The following is a 19,256-nucleotide window of genomic DNA, read 5'->3' on the forward strand; positions in this document are numbered from 1 at the left end:
TGCGACACTAGCTCAGTTGGTAGAGCGCAACCTTGCCAAGGTTGAGGTCACGAGTTCGAACCTCGTGTGTCGCTCCACTTTCTTTAAGTGGAAAGTGAGACCCTCATCGTGCTTAACGGTGATACAACGCGACACTAGCTCAGTTGGTAGAGCGCAACCTTGCCAAGGTTGAGGTCACGAGTTCGAACCTCGTGTGTCGCTCCAAATCTTCTTCAGATCAGCATAAGATCTGAATCGGTCATTTAAGACCACCGCTCTTTACTTAATGCTGCGAAGCATAAGCCCAAAACAGCGAGAGACAATCCACCTATTCGGTGGATGTTTTTTTGTCTCAAAATCTCAGTAACGCATTCTTACTATGCGACCATTCCCTTATAGGGAGTGCGTTTCCGAGTACTTGTCATATTTCAATCAACAGACTTATCCACAGTGTGTTCTATGTGGATAACTTGGTGGGTAAATCGATTTTTTCCTATTGACAAGCTGGATTTACAAGGATCCTTGAACTCTGTTCTGGATGAGATGAATAAATGGGCTTGGTTTAACTTGTTGTTTTCAATGGTTTTTGTGTGTTAATGGCGAATGTCAATAGTCATTAAATTCGATCTTTAAGTGATTTTTCCTTGATCTTTGTCATTTCATCGGAATGTGGCTAACTTTCTTTTTTTAGCGTACGGCTGCTGACATTCTGTAGTTTTTCCACACTGTCAAAATTTAGAGCTAGCTCAAATTCTGTACATGGCAGAAGCGGTGGTTTTATGCATCTCTTGGCATACCCTTCTGGACGATTCTGATCAGACGTTGGGTTTTTCGGTTAACGTCAGACAGCGAGGCCGGCAGCTGAGCCAGCTGTTCATTCAATGCCCACTCAATGTGAGGGGTCAGTAGCACATGCTCGTCACGACGTGCTTCCAGTGCTTCCAGAATACGTTGAGAGTAAGGGGCATTACCCAGCGCGATTGCCAGATTACGTAGCCACTGTATATGGCCAATGCGACGAATGGGTGAACCTTCCATGTTTTTCATAAACGTTGCCTCATCCCATTGAAACAGGTTGACCAGATCGGCGTTTTTAAATACCGGACGGCGGTGGAAATCACTTTGTTCAGTCAGTGAGGAGAAGCGGTTCCAGGGGCAAACCAACTGGCAATCATCACAACCGTAGATGCGGTTACCCATTGCTTTACGAAACTCAAGCGGAATGACACCTGCGTATTCAATGGTCAGGTAAGAGATACAACGTCTGGCGTCTACCACTCCCTCGGCGACGATGGCATTGGTCGGGCAGGACGTGATACAGGCGGTGCATTTACCACACTGATCCGTGCTGGGTTGATCGGTCGGCAACGGCAGGTCGATGAGTAATTCACCGAGGAAAAACCAGGAGCCGGCGTCTTTGTCCAGAATCAGTGAGTGTTTACCTGTCCAGCCCAGACCCGCTTTTTGGGCCAGAGGACGCTCGAGAATCGGTGCGGAATCCACAAACGGACGATAGCCAAATTGCCCGACTTCCTGCTCAATACGCTGACCGAGTTTTTTCAGTTGATTGCGCACCAGTTTATGGTAGTCACGTCCGAGTGAGTAGCGGCTGATGTAGGCTTGGGTGGGATCGGACAGGTTCGAAGCAAATTCGGCTTCGGGCGGCAGATAGTTCATTCGCACACTGATGACACGTATGGTTCCGGGCAACAGTTCATCAGGCCTGGCGCGCATCATACCGTGACGCGCCATCCAGTCCATTTCGCCGTGGTAGCCGTTGTCCAGCCATTGTTGCAGTGTCGCTTCGTGTTGTTTCAAGTCGACGTCGCAGATGCCGACTTTCTGGAAACCGAGCTCCTGGCCCCAGATTTTTATCTTGTCCGCGAGGTGTTGAAAATCCATATTGGCGTCACTTATGCTGAAGGGGGCGGGATCTTACCGGATCTTAGAAATTGGATCTAGCCGAGAGTTGGGCGAAAAACGCGCTGAATTTATGAATATTTTCTTTTAACTTACATAACAGAGCTTGTCTCTCAATTCCCACCCAGTTTACTATTCTGGTTCTTTTGATTTTTATATAGTCAATTCTGACCCTTTAGAGAAAGTATTTCATGAGCACGAAACAATTTGCCCTCAAAGATGAACAAGCCACGATTCAGATGGGGACAGCGCTGGCCAGTCTGTGTTCTCGGCAGACCACCATTTATCTTCACGGTGATCTGGGGGCGGGTAAGACCACGTTCAGCCGTGGCTTTATTCGTGCTTTGGGTCATAACGGGAATGTAAAGAGCCCGACTTACACCCTGGTTGAACCGTATCAATTGGCAGAGTGGCAAGTGTACCACTTTGACTTGTACCGTCTGGCCGATCCGGAAGAACTGGAATTTATGGGGATTCGTGACTATTTCACCCCAGACGCCATCTGCTTAGTGGAATGGCCGGAAAAAGGCCAGGGCCTGCTCCCGGAATCGGATCTGGATATTGAACTGCGTTATGACGGTGATCAACGTATCGTACTGATCACGGCCAATAATGACTATGGAAATTCGCTGCTTGACCAATTGGAGTTATGTTGATCATTAAGCCGTTCAGGGCCTTTTTCTCCATTGTTGCCCTATTACTGACGTTTTTGCCCGGCCTGAGCTGGGCAAATGCCATTCAAGGCCTGCGGGTCTGGCCATCGCCGGACGAAACGCGGGTCGTTATCGATATGAAGAGTGAGCCGGATTACAGCTATTTCTCGCTCAGCAGCCCCGACCGTTTGGTGGTGGATCTGAAAGATGCCTCGCTTGCGACGCAACTGCCAGTGACAGTGTCTGACAGCCCGGTTTTGAAAAAAGTGCGTAAGAGCTCTCCGCCGGAGAAAAATACCTACCGCTTGGTATTTGAGCTGAAGAAGAAAGCCAACGCTCAGCTGTTTAAACTGGCGCCGACACCGGGTGGCCAGTATGGTCACCGTCTGGTGATCGATCTGTCGCACGGGAACAGCAGTGAGAGTGCTGCGGCCAGTTCTGCGTCACCGGGCAGCGCGTCTAAGGTCAGCCGTGATGCGTCCCAATTTCTCGGTACGGCAGACATCGTTGTCGCTATTGATGCCGGTCACGGTGGTGAAGACCCAGGCTCGATTGGCCCAACGCGCAAGTATGAGAAAAGTGTCACCTTGGCGGTGGCTAAAAAGCTGGCTGACCAGATCGACAAAGTTCCGGGAATGCGTGCGGTACTGACCCGGAAAGGGGACTATTTCGTTAACCTCAACAAGCGCTCTGAAATTGCCCGGCGCAATAAAGCGCACCTGCTGGTTTCGATCCATGCGGATGCGTTCCACTCGCCTAAACCGCGGGGGGCATCGGTGTTTGTGCTGAATACCCGTCGCGCCAATACCGAGATCGCCCGTTGGGTGGAAAACCATGAGCAGCAATCGCAACTGCTGGGTGGGGCCGGTGAAGTGCTGGCAAAAAACAACAGTGACCGCAATGTCAGTCAGACGCTGTTGGATTTGCAGTTCAGCCATTCGCAAAAAGAAGGCTACAAAGTGGCCACCAATATTCTGCGTGAAATGGGCAAGGTGGCACATTTGCATAAGCGCGAGCCCGTCAATGCCAGCCTGGCGGTGCTGAAATCGCCGGACATTCCGTCGGTATTGGTGGAAACCGGTTTTATTTCCAATCCGACTGAAGAGCGCCTGCTGTTCCAGCGCAGCCACCAGGACAAACTGGCGCACGCACTGACCAAAGCGATCGTGCAGTACTTCGAAGACAACCCGCCGGAAGGCACTTTGCTTGCCAACCGGGGAAAGGTGAAAAAACACAAGGTTCAGCGTGGTGAGTCGCTGTCTGTGATCGCTCAGAAATACGGCACCTCAACCAGCGCGTTGATGAGCACTAACAAGCTGAAGAGCAGCAGCCTTAATGTGGGTCAGGTACTGACTATACCGGGTACCACCGCCGCCATACCAGTACCGGAAGTGAAGAACCCGGTGGAAACCCAGACGATCACACACGTGGTCGAGAAAGGTGACTACCTGGGCAAAGTGGCGGCGAAATACAAAGTCAGTGTGGCGGCGATCAAACGGGAAAATAACTTGCGCTCTGATACCTTGAAGTTAGGGCAGAAACTTAAGATCACCGTCAGTCTGAAAGACGTACCACTGCGCAAACATAAAGTGCAGCGCGGTGATTACCTCGGCAAGATTGCTTCGCAGTACAATGTGTCGGTCGATAGCATTCGCAAAGCAAACAAGTTGCGATCCGATACCCTGACCGTGGGTCAGGTGCTGATCATTCCAAATAAGTAACGTACGCTATGACGATCAAGATCCTGCCAGCACGATTGGCCAACCAGATAGCCGCAGGCGAGGTGGTAGAACGCCCCGCCTCAGTGGTTAAAGAACTGGTCGAAAACAGCCTCGACTCGGGGGCTACCCGCATTGATATTGATATCGATAAAGGGGGGGCCAAGCTGATCCGTATCCGGGACAACGGCAAAGGGATCGTCAAAGATGAGCTCGGGCTGGCGCTCAGTCGCCATGCCACTTCCAAAATCCATACACTGGATGATCTGGAAGCGATCATGAGCCTCGGTTTTCGTGGTGAGGCGCTGGCCAGTATCAGTTCCGTGTCGCGTCTTACGCTGACGTCGCGCCCGGCGACGCAAGAAGAGGCGTGGTCTGCGTATAGCGAAGGCCGTGATATGGCGGTGAAGCTGACGCCGGCAGCGCACCCCATCGGTACCACGGTGGAGGTGCTGGATCTGTTCTTCAATACGCCTGCCCGGCGTAAATTTCTTCGTACCGAAAAAACCGAATTCAGTCATATTGATGAGTTGCTCAAACGAATTGCGCTCAGTCGCTTTGATGTGTCAATCAATCTGCGTCACAACGGCAAACTGATGCGCCAGTATCGGGCGGCCAAAACCGAGGCGCAGACGGAAAAACGCATCGCGGCAGTTTGCGGCAACCCGTTTGTACGTCATATGCTCAAGATTGAGCTGGCGCATCAGGGGCTGAAACTGTGTGGCTGGATCACCACACCGGAAGGCGCGCGCCAGCAAAGCGATTTGCAGTTCTGCTACGTTAATGGCCGGATGATGCGTGATAAGTTGATCAATCATGCTATCCGGCAGAGTTATGAAAATAGTCTGCGTCCGGATCAGTTTGCGGCCTATGTGCTATTCATTGAGTTGGATCCGCATCAGGTCGATGTGAACGTGCATCCGGCCAAGCACGAAGTTCGCTTTCATCAGGCTCGCCTGGTGCATGACTTTATTTATCAGGCGCTAACTGACGCCTTAGTTCAGAGCCAGCACATTGCCGCGCCTTCGGTGAGTGAATCCGCGTATCATGTGGCAGAGCCTCAACAGGCCGTCAACGAAGAGAGCGTGACGTCGACGCCAACTCCGGAGCCTGAGGTGAGCGATACTGCCCGGACGGTGCCACAGCAGGTGTATCAGGCCATCGATAACACACCGGCGTATCCGGGAAGAGCGGGCTATGAACGTCGTGTTGAGTCGTCGGAGCGGGTATCGAATCAGGCGACTAGCTCTCGTGACTGGGTTGACTCCCCCAAACCGGCGTCGACGAATAAGTCCCGTGAGCGAAGCGTCGAGAGTGCTCCCAGCCATCAGGAGTTGCAAGCGTATCGCGAGTTATTGACCACGCCAGACATCCCGGCTGCGCAAGTCCATGACAGTGCGACAGCCGAGTATCAGGCTCAGGCTCGCGTCGAGTCGCTGGGTAAGGCGATTACGGTGGTGGAGCAGCAGTACTTAGTGATGGGCAACAAACACCAGTGTGTCTTAGTGGCACTGGCCCGGGCGGAGTGGCTGAGAAATCGTGGGCAGTTGGAGGTGCGGGCACAAGCACTCAAAGCGCAACCGCTGTTGGTGCCGTTGTCTCTCAAGCTGTCGTCAGCGACGTTGCAGCATATCGAGCAGGCGAATCGTTTGTATCAACAATTTGGGATTGAGTTTAAAGCACGTAACAAAGAAAGTGTGCTGGTGATGGGCGTGCCTCAACCGCTGCGACAACAAAACTTACAACACTTAATCCCAGATCTGGTATCTTACGCCGCTCAGTTAGTCGAACAGGGTGACACTCCCGATGTTTGCTTTGACCGAGTGGCCTGCTGGTTGGCCGATCAGATCACGCAGGTAAAAAGCGACTACACTCTGTCGGAAGCGATCCAAATCGTGGCGGAGTTGGAACAACTCTGGCAAGGCCAGTTACCTTTGGACGATACTCGATTTGTCCGTCCGGTCGATTTTTCCGTGACGATCGCGGCGCTGTTAGCAAAATAATTAAAGAGATCATGAACAAACAATTACCTCTGGCCCTGTTTTTGATGGGGCCAACGGCATCAGGCAAGACAGAGCTGGCGATCCGGTTGCGTCAGCAATATCCGGTTGAGATCATCAGCGTGGATTCTGCTCTGATCTACCAGCAGATGGACATTGGCACCGCCAAACCCGATGAAAGAGAACGGGCACTGGCACCGCATCGCCTGATTGACATCCTCGATCCCAGTGAATCTTACTCGGCGGCAGACTTTCGGCGTGATGCGCTGCGCGAGATGGAGGCGATCGTGGCGCAGGGCAAGATCCCATTGCTGGTCGGCGGCACCATGCTGTATTACAAAGCGTTACTTGAAGGTCTATCACCCCTTCCTGCTGCAAACCCTGAAATTCGCCAGCAAATTGAACACGAAGCATTGACTCAGGGCTGGCAGGTGCTGCACGATCAGCTCACAGAGATTGATCCTGTCTCGGCACAACGAATCCACCCGAATGATCCACAAAGATTGTCCCGGGCATTGGAAGTTTACCGAATTTCAGGTAAAACTCTTACTGAGTTGACCCAGACCAAAGGCGAGAGCCTGCCGTACCGGGTCAAACAATTTGCGATAGCTCCCAAGGAAAGGGCTGAGCTCCACCGTCGGATTGAACTGCGTTTTGACAAAATGATCGAAGCGGGCTTCGAAGATGAAGTTCGGGCATTATATGCCCGGCCGGATCTTCACCCGGATCTGCCGTCGATTCGTTGTGTCGGTTACCGACAAATGTGGGACTATTTGGATGGGCACTGCACGCTGGATGACGCGATCTTTCGTGGTATCTGTGCAACCCGCCAATTGGCCAAGCGACAGGTTACCTGGTTGCGCAGCTGGGATAACTTAACTTGGTTGGATAGCGAGAACCTTGATCACGCGTTGGAAACCCTCTCAAATGCAATAGCATCTGATTGAAAACGCTGTGTATAATGTGATCGCTTTTGCGTGATTGTACCCTGTAAAGGATCTGTTACTTGAATTTTGAAAGGTTTGGCATCATAACAAGTAACGCACGGGGTGTTTTTTATGTTCGTTTAGCTCAGATGCGAAGGCCGCACCAGTATTGCCAGTGCACCAATAGCTAAATAATTACAACTATATTCAAAATAAGGAAAAATATAATGGCTAAGGGGCAATCTCTACAAGACCCATTCTTAAACGCACTACGTCGTGAACGTATCCCTGTATCAATTTACCTGGTTAATGGTATTAAGCTGCAAGGTCAAATCGAATCGTTCGACCAGTTCGTTATTCTACTGAAAAACACCGTCAATCAGATGGTTTACAAGCACGCGATCTCAACCGTTGTTCCGGCTCGCCCAGTGAGCCACCACAGTGGTGATCGTGCACCATCTGATCGTCAACAAGATAAAACGTCTGAAGAGTAACCTCTGAGTCGTTTGATCTGTAAAAACTTAAGGAGTTGATTGCTTGTTTGACCGTTATGAAGCCGGTGAGCGAGCCGTACTTGTTCATATCAACTTCACGCAAGAAGGAGAGTGGGAAGACCTGAGCGAATTTGAAATGCTGGTCTCTTCCGCGGGTGTCTCGACACTACAGGTGATCACCGGTAGTCGTCAGGCACCTCATCCTAAATACTACGTTGGAGAGGGTAAAGCCCAGGAAATTGCACAAGCGGTGCAGTTAGCTGGTGCAGATATCGTGATATTCAATCACGCCCTCTCTCCTGCCCAAGAACGTAACCTGGAACAACTGTGTAAGTGCCGCGTGCTTGATCGCACCGGTCTGATCCTCGACATCTTCGCTCAACGCGCACGTACCCATGAAGGTAAGCTGCAAGTCGAACTGGCACAGTTACGTCATATTTCCACCCGTCTGATCCGTGGTTGGACCCACCTTGAAAGACAAAAAGGGGGGATAGGTTTACGTGGTCCTGGTGAAACGCAGTTAGAAACAGACCGTCGTCTGTTGCGTGAACGCATTAAAGCGATTTTGCGACGCTTGGAAAAAGTGGCCAAGCAACGTGAGCAAGGGCGCCGAGCAAGACACCGAGCTGAAATTCCGACGCTCTCGCTGGTGGGTTACACCAACGCGGGGAAGTCGACCCTATTTAACCGAATCACGGAAGCGGGGGTGTACGCCGCTGACCAGTTGTTTGCCACACTGGATCCGACATTGCGCAAGATTGAACTGGATGATGTCGGTACCGCGATCCTGGCCGATACCGTTGGATTTATTCGTCACCTGCCACACGATCTGGTCGCGGCTTTTAAAGCGACGTTACAAGAAACGCAGGAAGCTGACATTTTGTTACATGTTGTCGATGCGAGTGACGACCGTTTTCGTGAGAATATTCAAGCTGTTCATGAAGTGCTTGAAGAGATCGATGCCCACGAAGTGCCCGCACTCGTGGTAATGAACAAAATCGATAATCTGGACGATCAACAGCCACGTATAGAAAGGGATGAGGAAGGCGTCCCGCGTACCGTTTGGGTATCGGCGATGGAAGGCCGTGGTATTGAGCTGCTGTTTGATGCACTGACCGAACGTCTGGCCAGTCAGATGGTGCAGTACCGTCTGCAAATCCCGCCACAATATCAGGGCCGGTTGCGCAGTACGTTCTTCCAGATGAACTGTATTCAGAACGAAGAATACGATCCGGACGGTAATCTGTTGATCGATATCCGAATGCAACAGGTAGATTGGTCTAGACTTGAAAAAAGAGAAGGGGCAGTTTTACGTGACTTTATAGTTACTTAAAGGACTGCTACAGTATAACGTCATATCTAATGATGGAGCTTTCTAATGGCGTGGAATGAGCCTGGTAATAACAACGGCGATAAAGGCCGCGATAAAGACCCATGGGGTAATAACAATAATCGTGGTGGTCGTGATCAAGGACCGCCAGACTTAGATGAAGTCTTCAACAAGCTGAGTCAAAAGCTGGGTGGAAAGTTTGGTAAGAAAGGCGGAGGCAAAGGCCCGTCCTTCGGTGGTGGCGGTGCGCTGGGTTTCGGCGTCATCGCAGCAATTGCCGTGGCAATCTGGGTATTCTCCGGCTTCTACACCATAGGTGAAGCTGAACGTGGTGTCGTACTGCGTCTGGGTAAATACGATCGTATCGTCGATCCGGGCCTGAACTGGCGCCCACAGTTTATCGATGAAGTGACCCCGGTTAATGTACAGGCGATTCGCTCGCTACGCGCATCCGGTTTGATGCTGACCAAAGATGAGAACGTGGTCACGGTATCGATGGATGTTCAGTACCGTGTCGCGGATCCGTACAAATACTTGTACCGGGTAACCAACGCAGACGACAGCTTGCGTCAGGCGACAGATTCGGCACTGCGTGCTGTGATTGGTGACTCTTTGATGGACAGCATTCTGACCAGTGGCCGTCAGCAAATTCGTCAAAGCACTCAGGAAACGCTGAACGACATCATCGACAGCTACGACATGGGTCTGACGATTGTTGACGTCAACTTCCAGTCCGCGCGTCCACCAGAGCAAGTCAAAGATGCGTTTGATGATGCGATTGCCGCGCGTGAGGATGAAGAACGTTTCATCCGTGAAGCGGAAGCGTACAAAAACGAGATCCTGCCCAAAGCGACCGGTCGTGCTGAACGTCTGAAGAAAGAAGCGCAGGGTTACCGCGAACGCATCATCAATGAGGCGGAAGGTCAGGTGGCCCAGTTTGATAAGCTACTGCCAGAGTATCAGGCAGCACCGCAAGTGACTCGTGAGCGTCTCTATCTGGATACCATGCAGGAAGTGTACTCTCGTTCGTCAAAAGTGCTGATCGACTCTAACTCCAGCGGTAACCTGCTGTACCTGCCGATCGATAAACTGACCGGACAAGACAGTCAGGGCTCCACCAAACGCAGCAGTAAGGCATCGTCCAGCTATGACAAAATCGAGCTTGAATCTGAGCGCAGTGACGCGTCTCAGTCTGACTCCTCATCTCGTTCAACCGGTTCACGTCAAGGGAGATACTAAGAATGCGTAAGTTAATGATCCCTCTATTGGTGTTCGTGTTGGCACTGATGCTGATGTCGCTGTTTGTGATTCCGGAAGGTGAGCGTGGTATTGTGATCCGATTTGGCCGAGTGCTGAAAGACGATCAGAACATGTCTCACATCTACGAACCGGGTTTGCATCTCAAACTGCCTCTGTTTGATCGCGTTAAAACACTGGATGCCCGTATTCAGACCATGGACGGCCGTTCAGACCGTTTCGTGACTTCTGAGAAAAAAGACGTCATCATCGACTCTTACGTGAAATGGCGTATTGAAGATTTCGGTCAGTACTACCTAGCAACCGGTGGCGGTAACACTCTGACCGCAGAAGCCTTGCTGGAACGTAAAGTGACCGATGTTCTGCGTTCTGAAATCGGTTCACGTGAGATCAAACAGATCGTCTCGGGCCCACGTAACAACGACGTGCTGCCAGACAGTGCGGACGCGGATGTGGTGACCACCGAAGCGGCCAAAGAAGCGTTGGAAATCGATGGTCAGCGTGATCAAATCATGGATGAAGTGTTGAATGACACCCGTGAAAGTGCAATGAAAGACCTTGGCGTTCGCGTAGTAGATTTCCGTATGAAGAAAATCAATCTGCCGGATGAGATCAGTGAGTCGATTTACCGTCGTATGCGTGCTGAACGTGAATCTGTGGCGCGTAAGCACCGCTCACAAGGTCGTGAGAAAGCGGAAGTGATCCGTGCTCAGGCGGAGCTGGAAGTGGCGACCATTCTGGCCGAAGCGGACAAAACTGCCCGTGTGACCCGCGGTGAAGCGGATGCACAAGCAGCGAAGATCTACTCTGACGTGTACAGCAAAGATCCGGAGTTCTTTGCCTTCCTGCGCTCATTGAAAGCGTATGAGAAGTCATTCAGTGAGAAGAGCGACATTCTGGTGTTGGATCCGAAGAGCGACTTTTTCCGTTACATGAAAGACTCCAACGGCGCCGTTCAAAAATAACTGCGTCCGATAGTATGTCAAAGGCTCCTGAAAAGGAGCCTTTGTTGTTTGGTCATCGCGATAATGGAGAAACACATGGCGAAATCATTATGGCTGGCATTTGGCCTGGTGCTGATCGTTGAAGGGGTGGGGCCATTACTGGCACCAAATGGTTGGCGGAATATGGTGGCGCAGCTGAGCCAGCAACCCGACAACCAGTTACGCCGGATAGGCGGTTGCCTGGTCGTCGCGGGTGCGGTGATCGCTTACTGTGTTTGGTAAGCGATGGTTTAATAGTGCGGGGGCGGAGTCTCTTCCGATGGGTCGGCCAGTTGTGAGGTATCCATCGTCTTCAGTTTGCCGACCATGAACTTCATCTGTTCCTGCATTTTGCTGATCAGCAATTGTTGCTGACTCAGCGCTGCGTTTAATTCTTCAATACTCTGTTCCTGAAACGCCAATTGGCATTCCATATCGTTGATACGCTGCTCAAGCTGCTGGACGTAATTTTCTGTCATCACTCATCATCCATTTTCCACGCCTGGGCAATGCCGGCGGATGTCCCGCTGACGACCCGGTGTTGATTATCAAAGGCAGCATCATACACGACTGCACGGGGAGGGCGAGTATCTTTACGTGGTTCCGCTTCAAAACCGGCCAGTCGTTTGCCGCTGTCTGTATCCCAGACCATGATCCGACTGGAAGGCGTGCCGGTGAGCAGACGGCGACCGTCATCGGAAAAACGAGCGGTTGAGAAAATCAACTGGCGTGAGAATGAACGCAGTCGGGAGACCTGTTCACCAGTACGCAAATCCCAAATCAGTGCCTGATTGCCCCCATCCGACGTAAACGCCAGCAGACCATCGCGTTGCAGCGCAACCCGACTGATGCGTTGTTCGTGTTCAAATTTACGCAGTATTTTGCCACTTTGTGTATCCCACAGGTAAGCTATGTAGTCGTTGCCGCCCGTCAGTGCGTAGCGCCCGTTGGGCGACAACGCGACGCTGTTCACTTTTTCATTGTGCGCCAGGAACTCCAGTCGGCGTCCGGTGACTAAGTTGACGTAAATGGCTTTGCCGTTGGATAACCCCAACAGTGCGCGCTCGCCATTATTAGAGATATCGACATCGCGGATTAAGCCGTCGGAAATCGACCACAAGCCCTTGGCTTGCGACCAGCCGAGATCCCACACCGCGAAATTGATCTGGCTGGCGGTGATCGCGTAGCGCCCGTTATCGGCAATACGGATGCGCGATACAGTGCTCGCCTGTGGATCCTGCGCGCCCAAATCGGCCAGTTTCTCACTGGCGTACAGATCCCACAGCACCAACTGATGCTGCTTGGAATAAATGAGTGCAAACCGGGCATCGCGGCTCAGCGCGAACGCGGTGGTGCCATCTGGCTCCAGCTCCCATTTTTGCTCTTCGCTGCTGGAGAAGAAGCAGCCATTTAACATGCTAATGACAATAACCAGCAGGAATCTATGAAAAATTATTCGCATCAAGTCTAATTATCCGCTTGGTGTAAAGACAATCGGTATACATATGGCTATATTGGTACAACAACGTCAGGCACTCCAGTCTTAAGCAGAGATTTGTGCACAATGACAAACACTTAGCCAATCAATTGGAGAAATAAATGAAATCTATTTTTAAAGTGTCATTGCTAGCGGCCACTGTCGCACTAGCGGTTGGCTGTCAGAAAGAAGAAGAACCGAAAGCCACCACTGCTCCGGCTGCAGAGCAGACCGAGCAAGCAAGCGCTGACACGACGGCGACTGAATTCAAAACCGAAGATGATAAAGCGGCGTATGCCATCGGTGTTTCGTTTGCCAACTACCTGAGCACCAGCATTGAGAAGCCGGGCGAACTGGGAATTAAACTGGATAAAGCGCTGGTTCTGCAAGGTATTGAAGACGTGTTTGCCGGTAAACCGCAAATGAATGAACAGGACACACGTACCGCTCTGGAAGGTTTGGATAAGCGCGTAGCTGAAACCATGAAGAAGCAGGCTGACGAAAAATCAGCAGCCAACAAAAAAGCCGGTGATGAGTACCGTGCCGAATTTGCGAAACAAGACGGCGTCAAAACCACTGAATCGGGCCTGATGTTCAAAGAGCTGAAGCCTGGCACGGGTGAGAAGCCAAAAGCGACCGATACCGTTCAAGTGCACTACAAAGGTACTTTGATCGACGGCACTCAGTTTGACAGCTCCTATGATCGTGGTGAGCCAGCGACGTTCCCGCTGAACCGCGTGATCCCAGGCTGGACGGAAGGTGTACAACTGATGCCAGTCGGCTCGAAATTTGAGTTTGTTATCCCGCCAGAGCTGGCTTACGGCGAGCAAGACACACCAACCATTCCGGCGAATTCAACGTTGGTGTTTGAAGTTGAACTGCTGAAAGTGGAAAAACCAGCAGAAAAAACCACCGACAGCGCCGCGCAGTAATCGGCAGCATACGTCGCTAAGGCCTGACAATGTCAGGCCTTTTTTGTGCCCGTGTCACGGCGAAAGTGTGAATAAATATTTGTCCTAAATCACTAGTCGGCGAGTTAGAGGGAGGTGATATTCAAAATTTCTGATAAACTTACGTCAATTTGTTGATTTTTCGCTCTAAGGCCAGACAACAGTGACAACGACAGAAAGCTTGAATACCGAGATGTTGCTCGAAATGGAATCCGTCAATGTGATGCCGTTCAGTGATCATGACAAAATTATTTTAAAGTCGTATGAGGCGGTGGTCGATGGTATTGCCAGCCTGATCGGCCCGTTCTGTGAGATTGTGCTCCACTCTCTGGAGGATCTGAATACCTCTGCGATTAAGATTGCCAACGGTGAGAACACCGGTCGTCAGGTCGGCTCGCCGATCACTGATCTGGCACTGAAAATGCTCAAAGACATCGAAGGCTCAGAACGTAATTTCTCTCGCTCCTACTTCACCCGGGCCAAAGGCGGCGTGTTGATGAAGTCGATCACAGTGGCGATTCGTAATGGCGACAACCGGGTGATTGGTCTTCTGTGTATCAACGTGAATCTGGACGCGCCGTTTTCTCAGGTCTTACAGTCATTTATGCCCACCGAAGAGGCCAAGCAGGCCGCCTCTTCGGTCAACTTTGCCAGTGATGTCGAAGAGCTGGTGGATCAGACGGTGGAACGCACCATTGAAGAGATCAATGCCGACAAATCGGTGTCCAATAACACCAAGAATCGTCAGATCGTGATGGAGTTGTACGATAAAGGGATTTTTGACATTAAGGATGCGATCAACCGTGTTGCGGATCGCCTCAATATTTCGAAACACACCGTTTATCTGTATATCCGCCAGCGCAAAACTGAGGATGACGAAAGTTGATGGCGCTGAGTTATACCCTGGTGGTCAACGGACCGCTGTATGGCACCCAGTCAGCCCGCAGCGCCTATCAGTTTGCGTGCGCATTGTTGGCGAAAGGTCATACCCTTCGCAGTGTGTTTTTTTATCGGGAAGGTGTGAGCAATGGCAGCCGTTTAAGTGTACCGGCCAATGATGAGTTTGATTTAAGCAACGCCTGGCAGACGTTGGCCCGTCAACACAACGTGCGTCTGGAAACCTGTGTGGCGGCTGCCCTGCGCCGGGGCATTGTCGGTCAGGACGAAGCGGCCCAACACGGTTTAAGCGCCGATAACCTGGCGGATGGGTTTCATCAGGCCGGTTTAGGCAGCCTGGCGGAAGCTTTGCTGACCCAGGACAGAGTGGTGCAGTTTTGAGTTTGTTAACCTATTTATTTCGCACGGCGCCACATGGCAGTAATGCCGGCCGCGAAGGCATCGATGCACTGCTGGCCGCATCGGCGTATTGTGAAAACATCAGCGTGATTTTCCTCGGGGATGGCGTATTACAGCTGTTGCAGGGCCAACAGACCGATGACATTCTCGCTAAAAACTATGCGCCGATGTTGAAACTGTTTGATCTGTACGACATTGAGCAGGTGTATGTTTGTCAGTCATCGCTGAGCGAACGTGGTTTGGCTCAGGCCGATTTGGTGCTGCATGCCGAGCGTTTGACGCGTGAGCAAATCGCACAGCGTCTCACTCAGGCTGGTAAAATTCTGACATTTTAAGGTGGTAGTATGCTCCATATGATCAAATCTTGCCGCGCTCTGAGTGAAGCGGTGCAGTACGTCTCTGGTGATGACGCTCTGCTGCTGATCGAAGACGCCGTGTACGCTGCCAATGCCCAGCATCAGGACTTCAGTTTACTGATGCCGTTTACCGTCTTTGTACTGCACGCCGATGCGCAAGCGCGTGCGATTAGCAACCGCATGAGCCCGTCGGTGACGGTGGTCGACTACAGCGGATTTGTTGATCTGACAGCCGCACACACGCACACCATGACCTGGGATTGATTGCGCACGACCTGAACCTACGTCGTCGCAAGGGCGGCGTGCTGCTCGTGCCTGGCCCGAGTGGGTGAATTTTGCGCAAAAAAGATCTGTATATTTCTTGACACACATCCCACTGCTGCATAGAATTTTGCGTCCCTAATTACCATTGGTGTTTGGGGATTAGATTTTTCACAAAGCTTACTTTCAAGTAAATCAGGAGCTAGTTAATGGCAACTATTAACCAGTTGGTACGCAAACCACGTGCAAAGCAAGTTGTTAAAAGCAACGTGCCTGCACTAGAAGCGTGCCCACAAAAACGTGGTGTATGTACTCGTGTTTACACTACTACACCTAAAAAACCTAACTCAGCACTTCGTAAAGTTTGTCGTGTACGTCTGACAAACGGTTTTGAAGTAACATCGTACATCGGCGGTGAAGGTCACAACCTTCAAGAGCACAGTGTTGTTCTGATCCGTGGTGGTCGTGTTAAAGACCTTCCAGGTGTGCGTTACCACACTGTTCGCGGCGCACTTGACTGTGCTGGCGTAAATGACCGTAAACAAGGTCGTTCTAAGTACGGTGTGAAGCGTCCTAAGTCTTAATGCGTCTTTTTTATAAAGAAAGCGTTAAGTAAGGCCAAACACTTATTTTCAATTTTAATTTTTTGAAAAAACTGAAAAGTTTTGGATAAAACCTGAAGAAGACAACGGAGATAAATCCATGCCACGTCGTCGCGTCATTGGTCAGCGTAAGATCCTTCCAGATCCAAAGTTCAAATCTGAACTGCTGGCAAAATTCGTTAACATCCTAATGGTTGACGGTAAGAAATCTACTGCAGAAAAAATCGTTTACACTGCACTAGATGCTATGGCTGAAAAGTCTGGTAAAGACCACTTAGCTATTTTTGAAGAAGCTCTTGAAAACGTTCGCCCAGCGGTTGAGGTTAAATCTCGCCGTGTTGGTGGTTCAACTTACCAAGTACCTGTAGAAGTACGTCCGGTTCGCCGTAACGCACTTGCTATGCGTTGGTTGGTTGAAGCTGCGCGTAAGCGTGGTGAAAAATCTATGGCTCAACGCCTGGCAGCTGAAATGCTGGATGCGTCTGAGAACAAAGGTACTGCTGTTAAGAAACGTGAAGACGTTCACCGTATGGCAGAAGCGAACAAAGCATTCGCTCATTACCGCTGGTAATACCTTCTGTGCTGCGAGGTTCTCTCGCAGCACATTTCTTTACTCTAAGGTGTACCTTAGTAAGAGGATACAATCGTGGCTCGTAAAACTCCTATTGAGCGCTACCGTAACATCGGTATCTGTGCTCACGTAGATGCAGGTAAAACAACCACAACTGAGCGTATTCTGTTCTACACTGGCCTTTCTCACAAAATCGGCGAAGTTCACGATGGTGCAGCGACCATGGACTGGATGGAGCAGGAGCAGGAGCGTGGTATCACTATCACCTCAGCTGCGACTACGACCTTCTGGCGTGGTATGGAAGCACAATTCCAAGATCATCGCATCAACATCATTGATACCCCAGGACACGTTGACTTTACGATCGAAGTAGAGCGCTCTCTTCGTGTACTTGACGGTGCAGTGGTCGTATTCTGTGGCTCATCTGGTGTTGAACCTCAGTCTGAAACTGTTTGGCGTCAAGCTGACAAGTACCACGTTCCTCGTATGGTGTTTGTCAACAAGATGGACCGTGCAGGCGCAGACTTTCTACGCGTTGTGGACCAAATTAAACATCGTCTTGGTGCGAACCCGGTTCCAATCCAATTGAACATTGGTGCGGAAGACGAGTTCAAAGGTGTCATCGACCTTATCAAGATGAAAGCAATCAACTGGAATGAAGCCGATCAAGGCATGTCGTTCACGTACGAAGACATTCCAGCGGATATGCAAGAACTCGCAGAAGAGTGGCGCAACCACATGGTTGAAGCGGCCGCGGAAGCAAGTGAAGAGCTGATGGACAAGTACCTGGAAGAAGGTGAATTGTCTGAAGCGGAAATCAAGCAGGCACTGCGTACCCGTACACTGAACAACGAAATCGTGCTGGCCACTTGTGGTAGTGCGTTCAAGAACAAAGGTGTACAGGCCGTACTGGATGCTGTGATTGAATTCTTGCCATCGCCAGTCGACGTGCCGTCTATCAAAGGCATTGACGAAGATGAGAACGAAGTTGAGCGTCACGCTGACGACAACGAACCGTTCTCTGCATTGGCCTTTAAGATCGCCACTGACCCGTTCGTGGGCACGCTGACCTTTATGCGCGTTTACTCCGGTGTGGTCAACTCCGGTGATTCTGTTTACAACTCAGTCAAACAGAAGAAAGAACGTTTCGGTCGTATCGTACAGATGCACTCGAACAAGCGTGAAGAGATCAAAGAAGTTCGCGCAGGCGACATTGCTGCGGCAATTGGCCTGAAAGACGTGACAACAGGGGATACGCTGTGTGACACCAACCACAAAGTGGTGCTGGAACGCATGGAGTTCCCTGAACCGGTAATCCAGATCGCGGTAGAGCCTCGCTCTAAAGCTGATCAGGAGAAGATGGGTATCGCGCTGGGTAAACTGGCGGCAGAGGATCCTTCTTTCCGCGTGGAAACCGACGATGAAACTGGCCAGACTCTGATTTCTGGTATGGGTGAGCTTCACCTCGACATCATCGTGGATCGTATGAAGCGCGAATTCAGCGTCGACTGTAACGTAGGTAAACCTCAGGTTGCTTACCGTGAAACCATTCGTGGTAGCACGGAAGTGGAAGGCAAGTTTGTTCGTCAGTCTGGCGGTCGTGGTCAATACGGTCACGTTTGGCTGAAACTGGAACCGGCTGAACCTGGTGAAGGGTTTGTCTTTGTTGACCAAATCGTGGGTGGTGTGATTCCGAAGGAATACATCAGTTCAGTATCGAAAGGTGTTGAAGAACAGATGAACAGCGGTGTGTTGGCGGGCTATCCGGTACTGGATGTCAAGGCAACCCTGTTTGACGGTTCTTACCACGATGTTGACTCCAGCGAAATGGCGTTTAAGATTGCCGGCTCGATGGCCTTCAAGAAAGGTGCACTGCAAGCGCAGCCAGCTCTTCTTGAACCAATGATGAAAGTTGAAGTAACCACTCCGGAAGACTGGATGGGTGATGTGGTGGGTGACCTGAACCGTCGTCGCGGCATTATCGAAGGTATGGATGAAGGCCCTGCTGGCCTGAAGATCATCCGTGCTCAGGTTCCGCTTTCCGAAATGTTCGGTTACGCAACTGACCTACGTTCTGCAACTCAGGGCCGTGCGTCCTACTCGATGGAATTCTTCGAGTACGCTGAGGTACCTAAGAACTTTGCAGAAGCGATTATCGCGGAACGTGGTTACTAATAGGGCGGAACAGGCTGAACTTTTTCCGAGATCAGGCCGCCCAAATATTGCGCTGGCGAACGTTGGCGCATAAAATAGCAATTTCTGGCGCGCCGTGATCAATAAAGATCGCGGCGAATCATAACTAGGAAGGAACACGATCGTGTCTAAAGAAAAATTTGAACGTACGAAACCGCACGTAAACGTTGGTACTATCGGCCACGTTGACCACGGTAAAACAACTCTAACTGCAGCTATCTGTACTACTCTTGCTAAAGTTTACGGCGGTGTAGCTAAAGACTTCGCATCTATCGATAACGCTCCAGAAG

General features: G+C 50.9%; 21 protein-coding genes and 2 tRNA genes. 20 read left to right on the forward strand and 3 right to left on the reverse strand.

Features of this window, described 5'->3' with window-relative positions:
• The first annotated feature begins 1 nt into the window (after position 1).
• Together CAG64_RS20810 and CAG64_RS20815 are read left to right on the forward strand one after the other, a co-directional pair.
• Positions 2-77: transfer RNA gene (locus CAG64_RS20810), tRNA-Gly, on the forward strand.
• Positions 78-128: 51 nt separating this feature from the next.
• Positions 129-204, forward strand: a tRNA-Gly gene (locus CAG64_RS20815).
• Positions 205-756: 552 nt separating this feature from the next.
• On the opposite strand, the gene queG is transcribed toward CAG64_RS20815, so the two are convergent.
• On the reverse strand, positions 757-1,881 hold the full coding sequence (gene queG / locus CAG64_RS20820; protein WP_021707383.1) for a tRNA epoxyqueuosine(34) reductase QueG: 1,125 nt from the start codon (positions 1,879-1,881) through the stop codon (positions 757-759).
• Positions 1,882-2,090: 209 nt separating this feature from the next.
• On the opposite strand from queG, the gene tsaE reads away from it, so the two are divergent.
• From tsaE to CAG64_RS20865, 9 genes are all read left to right on the forward strand, one after another.
• Positions 2,091-2,555, forward strand: a complete 465-nt coding sequence (tsaE, locus tag CAG64_RS20825; RefSeq protein WP_021707384.1) for a tRNA (adenosine(37)-N6)-threonylcarbamoyltransferase complex ATPase subunit type 1 TsaE — start codon at positions 2,091-2,093, stop codon at positions 2,553-2,555.
• Positions 2,549-4,273: an N-acetylmuramoyl-L-alanine amidase gene (locus tag CAG64_RS20830; RefSeq protein ID WP_161457714.1), complete on the forward strand. Its 1,725-nt coding sequence runs from the start codon at positions 2,549-2,551 to the stop codon at positions 4,271-4,273. The genes tsaE and CAG64_RS20830 overlap by 7 nt, the downstream gene beginning before the upstream one ends.
• 8 nt (positions 4,274-4,281) lie before the next feature.
• Positions 4,282-6,273 carry a DNA mismatch repair endonuclease MutL gene (mutL, locus tag CAG64_RS20835; protein WP_161457715.1) on the forward strand — a complete coding sequence of 664 codons (1,992 nt, stop codon included), beginning with the start codon at positions 4,282-4,284 and terminating at the stop codon, positions 6,271-6,273.
• 11 nt (positions 6,274-6,284) lie between these two features.
• The gene (gene miaA, locus CAG64_RS20840) at positions 6,285-7,217 is read left to right on the forward strand and encodes a tRNA (adenosine(37)-N6)-dimethylallyltransferase MiaA (RefSeq protein WP_161453578.1); all 933 of its coding nucleotides are present in this window, start codon (positions 6,285-6,287) and stop codon (positions 7,215-7,217) included.
• Between the two features lie 206 nt (positions 7,218-7,423).
• Positions 7,424-7,690 carry an RNA chaperone Hfq gene (hfq, locus tag CAG64_RS20845; RefSeq protein WP_021707388.1) on the forward strand — a complete coding sequence of 89 codons (267 nt, stop codon included), beginning with the start codon at positions 7,424-7,426 and terminating at the stop codon, positions 7,688-7,690.
• Positions 7,691-7,733: 43 nt separating this feature from the next.
• Entirely contained in the window at positions 7,734-9,023 is a 1,290-nt protein-coding gene (gene hflX / locus CAG64_RS20850) for a ribosome rescue GTPase HflX (protein ID WP_161457716.1), read from the forward strand.
• 45 nt (positions 9,024-9,068) lie between these two features.
• On the forward strand, positions 9,069-10,259 hold the full coding sequence (gene hflK, locus CAG64_RS20855) for an FtsH protease activity modulator HflK (protein ID WP_021707390.1): 1,191 nt from the start codon (positions 9,069-9,071) through the stop codon (positions 10,257-10,259).
• A 2-nt stretch (positions 10,260-10,261) separates the two neighbouring features.
• Entirely contained in the window at positions 10,262-11,242 is a 981-nt protein-coding gene (gene hflC / locus CAG64_RS20860) for a protease modulator HflC (RefSeq protein WP_021707391.1), read from the forward strand.
• Between the two features lie 75 nt (positions 11,243-11,317).
• Positions 11,318-11,503, forward strand: a complete 186-nt coding sequence (locus tag CAG64_RS20865) for a DUF2065 domain-containing protein (RefSeq protein WP_161457717.1) — start codon at positions 11,318-11,320, stop codon at positions 11,501-11,503.
• Between the two features lie 8 nt (positions 11,504-11,511).
• Here the strand turns inward: CAG64_RS20865 and CAG64_RS20870 are convergent, their stop codons facing one another.
• Positions 11,512-11,739: a SlyX family protein gene (locus tag CAG64_RS20870; protein ID WP_021707393.1), complete on the reverse strand. Its 228-nt coding sequence runs from the start codon at positions 11,737-11,739 to the stop codon at positions 11,512-11,514.
• The gene (locus tag CAG64_RS20875) at positions 11,739-12,722 is read right to left on the reverse strand and encodes a WD40 repeat domain-containing protein (RefSeq protein WP_161452404.1); all 984 of its coding nucleotides are present in this window, start codon (positions 12,720-12,722) and stop codon (positions 11,739-11,741) included. Before CAG64_RS20875 ends, CAG64_RS20870 begins: the two co-directional genes overlap by 1 nt.
• A gap of 137 nt (positions 12,723-12,859) precedes the next feature.
• Here CAG64_RS20875 and fkpA point away from each other — a divergent pair, with 137 nt between their 5' ends.
• The 9 genes from fkpA to CAG64_RS20920 all read left to right on the forward strand — a co-directional run.
• The gene (gene fkpA / locus CAG64_RS20880) at positions 12,860-13,669 is read left to right on the forward strand and encodes an FKBP-type peptidyl-prolyl cis-trans isomerase (RefSeq protein ID WP_161452395.1); all 810 of its coding nucleotides are present in this window, start codon (positions 12,860-12,862) and stop codon (positions 13,667-13,669) included.
• Between the two features lie 181 nt (positions 13,670-13,850).
• Positions 13,851-14,573 carry a helix-turn-helix transcriptional regulator gene (locus tag CAG64_RS20885; protein ID WP_040903285.1) on the forward strand — a complete coding sequence of 241 codons (723 nt, stop codon included), beginning with the start codon at positions 13,851-13,853 and terminating at the stop codon, positions 14,571-14,573.
• Positions 14,570-14,965, forward strand: coding sequence for a sulfurtransferase complex subunit TusD (tusD, locus tag CAG64_RS20890; RefSeq protein WP_174377450.1), 396 nt, complete (start codon positions 14,570-14,572; stop codon positions 14,963-14,965). Before CAG64_RS20885 ends, tusD begins: the two co-directional genes overlap by 4 nt.
• Entirely contained in the window at positions 14,962-15,318 is a 357-nt protein-coding gene (gene tusC / locus CAG64_RS20895) for a sulfurtransferase complex subunit TusC (protein WP_021707398.1), read from the forward strand. The genes tusD and tusC overlap by 4 nt, the downstream gene beginning before the upstream one ends.
• A gap of 9 nt (positions 15,319-15,327) precedes the next feature.
• Positions 15,328-15,603 carry a sulfurtransferase complex subunit TusB gene (gene tusB / locus CAG64_RS20900; protein WP_161457718.1) on the forward strand — a complete coding sequence of 92 codons (276 nt, stop codon included), beginning with the start codon at positions 15,328-15,330 and terminating at the stop codon, positions 15,601-15,603.
• A 206-nt stretch (positions 15,604-15,809) separates the two neighbouring features.
• Complete coding sequence (gene rpsL, locus CAG64_RS20905) at positions 15,810-16,184, forward strand: 30S ribosomal protein S12 (RefSeq protein ID WP_004399892.1); 375 nt, start codon at positions 15,810-15,812, stop codon at positions 16,182-16,184.
• A 118-nt stretch (positions 16,185-16,302) separates the two neighbouring features.
• Positions 16,303-16,773 carry a 30S ribosomal protein S7 gene (rpsG, locus tag CAG64_RS20910; RefSeq protein WP_021707400.1) on the forward strand — a complete coding sequence of 157 codons (471 nt, stop codon included), beginning with the start codon at positions 16,303-16,305 and terminating at the stop codon, positions 16,771-16,773.
• Between the two features lie 75 nt (positions 16,774-16,848).
• On the forward strand, positions 16,849-18,948 hold the full coding sequence (gene fusA, locus CAG64_RS20915) for an elongation factor G (protein WP_021707401.1): 2,100 nt from the start codon (positions 16,849-16,851) through the stop codon (positions 18,946-18,948).
• Positions 18,949-19,090: 142 nt separating this feature from the next.
• A partial coding sequence (locus tag CAG64_RS20920) for a GTP-binding protein (protein WP_242446818.1) occupies positions 19,091-19,256 on the forward strand: 166 nt, incomplete at its 3' end.

The sequence above is a fragment of the Vibrio sp. V38_P2S17PM301 genome, from assembly GCF_009904845.1.
GTDB classification, from domain to species: Bacteria; Pseudomonadota; Gammaproteobacteria; order Enterobacterales; family Vibrionaceae; genus Vibrio; species Vibrio proteolyticus.

Excerpts from the sequence above, each read along its gene's own strand:
- rpsL (WP_004399892.1), top strand. The coding sequence starts at position 15,810 with ATGGCAACTATTAACCAGTTGGTACGCAAACCACGTGCAAAGCAAGTT.
- hflC (WP_021707391.1), top strand. The coding sequence starts at position 10,262 with ATGCGTAAGTTAATGATCCCTCTATTGGTGTTCGTGTTGGCACTGATG.
- hfq (WP_021707388.1), top strand. The coding sequence starts at position 7,424 with ATGGCTAAGGGGCAATCTCTACAAGACCCATTCTTAAACGCACTACGT.
- CAG64_RS20830 (WP_161457714.1), top strand. The coding sequence starts at position 2,549 with ATGTTGATCATTAAGCCGTTCAGGGCCTTTTTCTCCATTGTTGCCCTA.
- CAG64_RS20875 (WP_161452404.1), bottom strand. The coding sequence starts at position 12,722 with ATGCGAATAATTTTTCATAGATTCCTGCTGGTTATTGTCATTAGCATG.
- rpsG (WP_021707400.1), top strand. The coding sequence starts at position 16,303 with ATGCCACGTCGTCGCGTCATTGGTCAGCGTAAGATCCTTCCAGATCCA.
- mutL (WP_161457715.1), top strand. The coding sequence starts at position 4,282 with ATGACGATCAAGATCCTGCCAGCACGATTGGCCAACCAGATAGCCGCA.
- queG (WP_021707383.1), bottom strand. The coding sequence starts at position 1,881 with ATGGATTTTCAACACCTCGCGGACAAGATAAAAATCTGGGGCCAGGAG.
- tusB (WP_161457718.1), top strand. The coding sequence starts at position 15,328 with ATGCTCCATATGATCAAATCTTGCCGCGCTCTGAGTGAAGCGGTGCAG.
- CAG64_RS20865 (WP_161457717.1), top strand. The coding sequence starts at position 11,318 with ATGGCGAAATCATTATGGCTGGCATTTGGCCTGGTGCTGATCGTTGAA.
- CAG64_RS20870 (WP_021707393.1), bottom strand. The coding sequence starts at position 11,739 with ATGACAGAAAATTACGTCCAGCAGCTTGAGCAGCGTATCAACGATATG.
- fkpA (WP_161452395.1), top strand. The coding sequence starts at position 12,860 with ATGAAATCTATTTTTAAAGTGTCATTGCTAGCGGCCACTGTCGCACTA.
- miaA (WP_161453578.1), top strand. The coding sequence starts at position 6,285 with ATGAACAAACAATTACCTCTGGCCCTGTTTTTGATGGGGCCAACGGCA.
- tsaE (WP_021707384.1), top strand. The coding sequence starts at position 2,091 with ATGAGCACGAAACAATTTGCCCTCAAAGATGAACAAGCCACGATTCAG.
- hflK (WP_021707390.1), top strand. The coding sequence starts at position 9,069 with ATGGCGTGGAATGAGCCTGGTAATAACAACGGCGATAAAGGCCGCGAT.